7 protein-coding genes, 1 pseudogene and 1 riboswitch are annotated in these 7,740 nt (G+C 37.0%); of the genes and pseudogenes, 7 read left to right on the top strand and 1 reads right to left on the bottom strand.

Annotation, left to right across the window (positions count from 1 at the left end; translation table 11 throughout):
- Positions 1-265 precede the first annotated feature (265 nt).
- From EDD61_RS13575 to EDD61_RS13555, 5 genes are all read left to right on the top strand, one after another.
- Positions 266-1,111, top strand: coding sequence for a putative manganese transporter (locus EDD61_RS13575; RefSeq protein WP_132225845.1), 846 nt, complete (start codon positions 266-268; stop codon positions 1,109-1,111).
- 81 nt (positions 1,112-1,192) lie between these two features.
- Positions 1,193-2,695: a tetratricopeptide repeat protein gene (locus EDD61_RS13570; protein ID WP_132225843.1), complete on the top strand. Its 1,503-nt coding sequence runs from the start codon at positions 1,193-1,195 to the stop codon at positions 2,693-2,695.
- 23 nt (positions 2,696-2,718) lie between these two features.
- Entirely contained in the window at positions 2,719-3,270 is a 552-nt protein-coding gene (locus tag EDD61_RS13565; RefSeq protein WP_132225841.1) for an SOS response-associated peptidase, read from the top strand.
- Positions 3,270-4,001, top strand: a complete 732-nt coding sequence (locus tag EDD61_RS13560) for an ABC transporter permease (protein ID WP_008687557.1) — start codon at positions 3,270-3,272, stop codon at positions 3,999-4,001. Before EDD61_RS13565 ends, EDD61_RS13560 begins: the two co-directional genes overlap by 1 nt.
- Positions 4,002-4,292: 291 nt before the next feature.
- Positions 4,293-5,150: a GNAT family N-acetyltransferase gene (locus tag EDD61_RS13555; protein WP_132225839.1), complete on the top strand. Its 858-nt coding sequence runs from the start codon at positions 4,293-4,295 to the stop codon at positions 5,148-5,150.
- 140 nt (positions 5,151-5,290) lie between these two features.
- Here the strand turns inward: EDD61_RS13555 and EDD61_RS13550 are convergent, their stop codons facing one another.
- Positions 5,291-5,911 carry an ECF transporter S component gene (locus tag EDD61_RS13550; protein ID WP_008687560.1) on the bottom strand — a complete coding sequence of 207 codons (621 nt, stop codon included), beginning with the start codon at positions 5,909-5,911 and terminating at the stop codon, positions 5,291-5,293.
- A gap of 105 nt (positions 5,912-6,016) precedes the next feature.
- Positions 6,017-6,134, bottom strand: a riboswitch (FMN riboswitch).
- A 217-nt stretch (positions 6,135-6,351) separates the two neighbouring features.
- Between EDD61_RS13550 and EDD61_RS13545 the strand changes: the two genes are divergently transcribed.
- Together EDD61_RS13545 and EDD61_RS13540 are read left to right on the top strand one after the other, a co-directional pair.
- Positions 6,352-6,744, top strand: coding sequence for a hypothetical protein (locus tag EDD61_RS13545; RefSeq protein WP_008687565.1), 393 nt, complete (start codon positions 6,352-6,354; stop codon positions 6,742-6,744).
- Positions 6,745-7,414: 670 nt separating this feature from the next.
- Positions 7,415-7,740 (top strand): annotated as a pseudogene (locus EDD61_RS13540) (group II intron reverse transcriptase/maturase); the annotation flags it as partial.

Genomic DNA, 7,740 nt, shown 5'->3' with positions numbered 1-7,740 from the left:
CGAGCTCCAGTAAAGATAGCACGTTGCCAGGTAGGAAGACCTGTTCTGAGAAGGACAGGTTTTTTTCTATATAGAGAAAGAAAGCTAAACACATTCCTTATGTGAGGAACTCGCTAGCATCAAATTTCATGTTTTTTCAACAAAGAGGCAACTTGCCTGATTCGCTGATAGGATTTAATTTAAGTAATTCATAAAGAACTCATACTACTGGTATAAATAATCGAAAAGTGGTAAAATTGCTAAGTGATGCGAAAGGAGAATCAACATGCAGGATCTTTTAACTGATGTTTTACATGATACGTTGAGTATGCTACCTTTTTTATACGCAGCTTATGTATTTATGGAATATCTTGAACATAAAAGCAATGATAAGATGCAACGTTTATTAGCTGGAACCCGACGATTTGGTCCACTGGTTGGTTCTGTGCTAGGTATTGTACCACAATGCGGTTTTTCTGTTATTGCAGGTGGTTTATATATGAATGGTTCTATCACTCTTGGTACGTTGATAGCAGTTTTTGTATCAACTAGTGATGAAGCTATTCCTATTTTAATTGCGCAACCTAATCAATTAGATGTATTGTTGCAGGTGATTGCAGTAAAACTGGTGATTGGATGCATTTCAGGGTACTTAATAGATCTATTAGTGAAACAGCATCACATGAAGGAAAATCATCCTTTACATGACATTCATGAGCACTGTGATGAAGAACAGAAAAAACATCCATCCATCTTTGCGATTGCATTCTTACATACACTGAAAATCTTTCTCTTTATTTTCTGTGTGAATTTTATCATATCCTTCATCATTCATGAGTTTGGTGAAGAAGCATTAGCACAATTTTTAGGTGCTGGAAGTTTCTTACAACCTTTATTTGCGTCGCTTGTCGGATTCATTCCCAATTGTGCTGCCAGCGTTATTTTATCACAACTGTTTATTGACGGTGTTGTGAGCTTTGGTGCATTAACTGCAGGACTGATTACGAGTGCTGGATTGGGATTACTAGTGTTATTTAAGATGTATGATAATAAAAAGGATATTTGCCGTATACTTGGTATATTATTTATAATTGCTCTTGTCACTGGAAGTATTTTACAAATTCTTAGTTAAGTGGTTTCTGTGAGAAATCGCTTTTCTTTTCTTTATCTTCTATTTGAGATATAATAAAGATACGAAAACAAGTGGATGGTGATGAGTTTGGATTATAAACAAGAATTTGCGGATCTACTAGCTGAAAATCGACTAGAAGATGCTCGTATTCTGCTGGAGAAATATAAAATATATGCGTTAGATGATCCTTTTTATTATGGGAATATGGGATGGCTATTAAATCATATGGAACGTTATCAAGAGGCGGAAATCTATCTGCTGAAAGGTATTCATCAGTTTGGGGAAGATGGATGGATGCATTCACAGCTAGGCTTTTGTTATGATCGGCAAGGAAGAATCAAAGAAGGCATGGAGGAGTTATTGACAGCTTTAGAGCTTGGATTTGATGAAGCATGGATTCATGGCGAGATTGGATGGTGCTTCAAAGAAGCTCATGAATATGAGCAGGCTGTGAATTGCTTTGAAGATGCATTATTGGACGATCCTAATAATACATGGCTTTTAGCTCAAGCTGCATCTTGTTATCTATCACTTGATAAAAAGGAGCAGGCATTGGAGTATTATTTAAAAAGCTATCAATTAGATCCAGATAGTGACGCTTGTTTTGATTTAGCAAATTACTATCATCAAAAAGAAGATTATGAGAGAGAAATTCAATATTTGGAAAAAATCCATGAGAAAGAACATGAACCATGGAAGGAATTTCAGATTGCGAATGCGTACATATCTTTACATCGTGCAAAGGATGCTCTAGAACATTTAAAGAAAGCGGAAGCTGCCGGGAAAGATGATACGAGCTTACATGCCCTAATGGGAGATGCCTATCGTTTATTAGATGATATGGAGCATGCAAATGCACATTATGATCGTGCATTATCTTACTACGAAAAGGCCATTCATCGAGAGAAAGAGCATTATTGGATTTATCAGGAAATGATTTGGATAGCGCACAAGCAGCGGGATTGGAAAAAGAAATTAGCATTTTTAAAGCGGGCTGAAAAAGAAAAGAAGGATGATATGTGGTTAATGTATCATTTTGCCCGTTGTTATAGTGATTTAGGAGATTATGAACATGCTGAAAATGCTTGTGAGTTTTGTTTATCGCATGGAGAACAAGGCATGGATATGTTTGATTTATATGCATGGAATCTGGGGCGAGATGGTAAGGAACGCAAGGCAATCGAAGTATTATCGAAACGATTGAAGCGTTTTGGTGCAGATGGCTGGGCTTATGGCGAGTTGGGCTGGAATTATTTGCAACTGCAAGAATATGAAAAAGCCCTTGAATATTTTGTAAAGGCTAGAAAAAAAGAACCTAAGAATGCGATGCATCCTTCGATGTCCGGATGGTGTCATTACCAATTAGATGAGTTAGAAGATGCAATTTGTGACTTTACAACAGCGATGCAGTTGGGAAGAAAGGATGGTTGGATTTTCGCTAGCATGGCAGAAGTATTGGCGAAAGCGGATAGGAAGGAAGAGGCTATCCAATACTATGAACAGGCGTTAGCACAGGAATATGGTGAAGATTGGATACCAGAAGAAGTCGCAAAATTGAAAAAGGAAGAAGTTGCTGTAAGCTGATGGTTAGATAGGAGGTGATGATCATGTGTGGACGTTATTACTTTGCCTTTGAGGATAGTGTACCTTTTCAACGTTTGCAATCTAAGGTAGAACAAAAGGCTTTATTTGAATATGCTCAGGAAGAAGTGTTCCCATCACAAAAAGCACTGGTATTAACACGTGGAGAAAATGATTATGATGTGGATGTTATGAAATGGGGCATGGAAGGGTATCAAGGAAAACGTTTGATCAATGCCCGTAAGGAAGGAATAGAGCAGAAAAAAACATTTGCGCCTTATTTAAAGAAACGCTGTTTGATACCTTGCAATGGGTTTTATGAGTGGATAAAGACAGGAAATGGGAAGCAGAAGATTTATATTCGTAAACAAGGCATGCCGTTATTCTACTTGGCAGGAATATATAACGAAAAAAAAGAATTCGTGATTGTAACAGGAGAAACCTCAGATGCGATGGCGCAGATTCATAATAGAACACCTATTATTTTGCGTGAGGAACAAATCATTTCTTATTTACAAGAGGAACTAGCATTTCAGGTTGATAATGAAGACTTATTGTTTATCAAGGAGAAGAAGTAATGAAACGCCATCAAAGATATCGCACAATAGCTGCCGCAACAATTCTTTTACTTTTTTGGCAAGTCTTTGCCATGGTAAAGGATAATGATATGCTGGTTCCATATCCATGGCAAGTGGTACAACGTATGAGTACCCAAGTTTTTTCTGTTTCTTTCTATACAACGTTAGAGGTTACTTTGCTGCGTGGTTTTGCAGGACTGATTATAGCATTTCTTTTTGCGTTGTTTTGTGCATATTTAAGTTATCGTTCTCATATCTTCCGTGATTTATTTTATCCATTCCTTTTATTAACAAGAAGTGTTCCTAATATTTCTTATATCTTAATTGTCTTAATTATCTTTGCCCGCAGTATTGCAGTGATATTGATTTTATTTCTTATTCTGTTTCCGGTAATATACAGTAATCTATTTAGTGCCCTTTTGCATATGGATAAAGATTTAATGGAAGTCATGAAACTTTATCCGGAAAAGGAAAGTTATGAAATTCGACGTGTATACTTACCTTTATTGCGTCCTAGCATTGAGGCTAGTCTGTCAGCAGGGATGTCTTTAGCGTTTAAGGTCGGAGTCATGGCAGAGATTCTAGGGGGCATGCAGGAAGGAATTGGTCGAGAGTTAAATTTATGTCGTTTGAATTTCGATATGATTGGCATGTTTGCGTGGACAGGCTGGATGATTTTTTTGCTTGTACTGATGGATCGTATCTTACGTGTTTGCATCAAAGAGAGATGATACATAATACATAAACGATCTTACAGAATAGATCATGATGTTTGATGATAAAAAAGAAGTTTTTTCTTATTGCTTTAAGGTAGCAAGGTAAGGTCATTGAAGATTCATAAAAAGCATGTTATAATTATGATAATAAAGTGAGGTGATGTGCGATGAAGATAAACGATTTACTTATTTCTGAATCTGACATGCACATCCACCCTATGAAGCTTTTCTTAAATCAAGTGTAAAATAGCATGTTATTCAGAAATGGATACATGTTTTTTTATGGGTGGATGAGAAGGGAATTTCATGGAAATAAAAATTGTTTCAACAAAGGATGAACTATTTGCTGTATGTCATATGGCAGCTAGCAGTAACGCGCAAAATGAAGCATTATCTGAGGAGTTTCACCGAGGTAGTCTGAATATGGAAGATTGCCTAATTTTAAAAGAAGGGCAACGAATCTATGGCAGAATAATTCTGAATCGCTATTTGACATATCTGACACTGGAAAAAATACCTGTTGAAAGAGCGGTTGGCTTTCTTAAGGAAGCTTGTAATAGAATTTATGAGAAACATATCGTAACACATTTATATTCCGATAAAAGCAATCATGAACTTGTCAAAACTAGTCTTTTATTGTCAGATTTTGTAATTACCCAGGAAAAAGAGAGTTATATTCGTCAACCTTATGCTTATCCTATAAAAGCAGATCTTCGTGATGGCAGAGATGTTGAGGATACCTTATTTATTGAGATGATACAGGCATGTTATGAGCAGAATCAAGATCGTTCTATAAGGAAAGATGCCATACGATATGGGCGATATAAAGCAGCGGTCAAGCTATTTACAGAACTAATTGAGCAAGAACCTCTTACGTATCGGCAAATGTTGTTTGTGAATGGTACTCCTGCTGGAATCGTCTTTTTAAATACGTCTAGTGAAAAGTATCGTGGTATCGGATATTTGGCAGTGCACCCTGCTTTTCGAGCTCAGGGCTTAGGAAAAGTGTTGTTACAGGCGGCTTGCGCATTAGCAGCTAAAGAAAAGAGCGTTTCTACGATCATTGGGGATATTGATGTAAGAAACGCTTATATACGCGATATCGTACAAGCGTGTGCTTTTGAATTGAGTTGTCAGGAATTGGTATTTGAAAAGAACAGTTAGTATAAGATATAATGTATAAAGATTTTTGAAGAAGGAAAAGCAATAAATAAAAAAACGATGTTTATTTTGAAGTCAACCCCATAGTTTATAATTAACCAAATAAAGGGGATTCAAGTCACTTCAAAACATCGTTTTTTTGCTTAGGAACGTTTTAATAATGGAGCTACTTTTTTATAAGAAACAAAGACGATGGAACTCACTAAAACGCCTTTTATAATATTGAATGGAACGACACATAAAAGTACTAAGCCAAGCAATCCATGAATATTGGGGAAGATAGCAGCTCCCATTCCAATAATGATTTCCATCGTAATGGCAGGACTCATAAAATAGGCATAAGCAGGAACTAAGATAAAATAATTAACCAATGCCCCGACAAGTGTCATAATGATCGTTCCCATGATTAGGCCAATCAAAGCATTTTTCTTTGTTTTTTCATGTTGATAAAAAACGGTTGCCGGTACGACCAGGGCACAGCCAATTAGAAAATTAGCAAATTCACCAACTCCCATGGTAATCGTACCATTTAATAAAAGGTTTAAAACGACTTTTAATCCCTCAATGGCAACTGCTGCCCATGGACCCATGGCAAAACCGCCGATTAATACAACAACTTCACTAAAATCAATCTTATAAAATGGTGGAGCGATAGGCAATGGGATTTCAAACATCATCAAGACGCAGGCTAGAGCTCCTAGCATGCTGATTTTGGCGATTGTTTGCATACTCATCTGTTTTTTTGTTGAAACATAAGCTGACATGTTATTCCTCCTTTGGCTGATAGAGCCATCCTTGTCAGCCTTTTTCTGCTGTGAAAACAACAAAAAAAGGTTTTCAACAAAACCTTTAGGGAATATCAAAAAGACACTATACTTCTTTCATCCAGACTATACTGTCGCCACCGGAATTGCACACGGTTCCTGCCAGTTACGGCTTGCGGGGTTTACCGCCGATTGGGAATTTCACCCGACCCTGAAGTTTTTGTCGTTGTTATGATAGCATTGTTTTTGGGGATTGTCAATGCATATGCAATTGCGTTTATAGATGATGATATCTATCATACGTATTTGTGGTGTATTCGTAATTACAAGAAGCACAAGGTTCTTTCACAATTATGTGAAACTTTCAAATATAGAAGGAAAACTGGAGAATATAATGAAATAGTGATATAATACCCTACATGATGAAGGGAGTTTTCAACATGAAATGGTTTCAGAATTTTATGCGTGGAAGATATGGTGTTGACCAACTGTCATTCGCTATTCTTGTTTTATATTTCATTGTAACGATGATAGGAATGATCATGCAAAATAGCATGATTACGTACTTATCTACAATATTGATTATCTGGTGTTGGTTTCGCATACTTTCGCGTAAAACATATAAACGAAGTGCAGAGAATACTTTATATCTGCAGAAGACGTATCCGATTCGTATGTGGTTTCGTAAGAAAAAAAACCGTTTTCAGGATCGTAAGACACATAAGTATTATAAATGTCCTAGTTGTAAACAGGAATTACGGGTACCAAAAGGTAAGGGCGAAATTACAATTACTTGTCCAAAATGTCATACAAAATTTGATAAACGAACATAAGATGTGCAAAGGATAGCACATCTTTTTGTGCGACAGGCAGTCGCTATATTTCAACCATGTACAGGCATGGTTGAAATTCTTTCTTATTAGGGATTGTATTTACGATACGGAGTATAAACGAAATAAATGAATCCTGAAAAGATAGGTGTCATGTAGGTGAAAGTCCTACTCTGTTGAGTTCCAATGCAAGACAGAAAGTCTAAACTAATGCGGTTTCGTGAGAAATTGTATGAAGGAGTTATGGGTAACCGAGAGGCCCACAGACGGATTGGCAGGCCGAAATGTAGTGTGAACTATATAGGCGGCGGGAATACTTGGCGACCATGCGAAAAAATGGGAAGTCTATGTACTAATCTTCTTCAATGAATTGGATGAGAAGATAGGAGTATTAACGTGATGATAGTTGGCATGTCAGTAAGGATATAGCGATAACCCTGTGAGAACTCCATACTCGCAAAGGGTCTTATGATATAAGCGTAATGCGAAATTTATAAGATGTATGGAGTAGTCAGACAAGCTTATAGTAGCGAAGTAGGTCAAGAAACCAAAGCCTGGCTGAATGTGAAGAGGCTTGACCTTATGCGACTTAACTAAATTTCACACAATGGCAATGGTCACGATACTGAGGTATAGACGAACCAGATGTGTGGGGAAGGAGGAAAAGAGTTTTATGAACGAACCACTAAAATTTAAGTGGCATTCTTTATATGGTCAGATGCTGAGAGACAGGAAACTGAAGGAGGCATGGAAACAGGTAAAGACTAATAAAGGAAGCGGAGGGATAGATGGGGAGACCATTGCGGAATTCGATAAAAAGTCGGAAGAAAGAATCCTTGAAATCCTAGAAAAACTTAAAACAAAAACGTATACACCAGCACCTGTAAGAAGAGTGTATATACCAAAGAAGAGTGGAGGTAAAAGACCACTTGGAATACCTGTGATAGAAGATAGAATCATACAACAGACCCTAGTGAATATACTAAGTCCAAAGTTTGA

The sequence above is a fragment of the Longicatena caecimuris genome (assembly GCF_004341945.1).
Classification (GTDB): Bacteria; Bacillota_I; Bacilli_A; order Erysipelotrichales; family Erysipelotrichaceae; genus Longicatena; species Longicatena caecimuris.
The sequence above is the reverse complement of the archived record's forward strand: the minus strand, read 5'-3'. Positions and strand labels throughout refer to the sequence as shown.

Bases quoted from the DNA above. Each gene is read 5' to 3' on its own strand.
- EDD61_RS13575 (WP_132225845.1), top strand. From the start codon at position 266: ATGCAGGATCTTTTAACTGATGTTTTACATGATACGTTGAGTATGCTA.
- EDD61_RS13570 (WP_132225843.1), top strand. From the start codon at position 1,193: ATGAGTTTGGATTATAAACAAGAATTTGCGGATCTACTAGCTGAAAAT.
- EDD61_RS13565 (WP_132225841.1), top strand. From the start codon at position 2,719: ATGTGTGGACGTTATTACTTTGCCTTTGAGGATAGTGTACCTTTTCAA.
- EDD61_RS13560 (WP_008687557.1), top strand. From the start codon at position 3,270: ATGAAACGCCATCAAAGATATCGCACAATAGCTGCCGCAACAATTCTT.
- EDD61_RS13555 (WP_132225839.1), top strand. From the start codon at position 4,293: ATGGAAATAAAAATTGTTTCAACAAAGGATGAACTATTTGCTGTATGT.
- EDD61_RS13550 (WP_008687560.1), bottom strand. From the start codon at position 5,911: ATGTCAGCTTATGTTTCAACAAAAAAACAGATGAGTATGCAAACAATC.
- EDD61_RS13545 (WP_008687565.1), top strand. From the start codon at position 6,352: ATGAAATGGTTTCAGAATTTTATGCGTGGAAGATATGGTGTTGACCAA.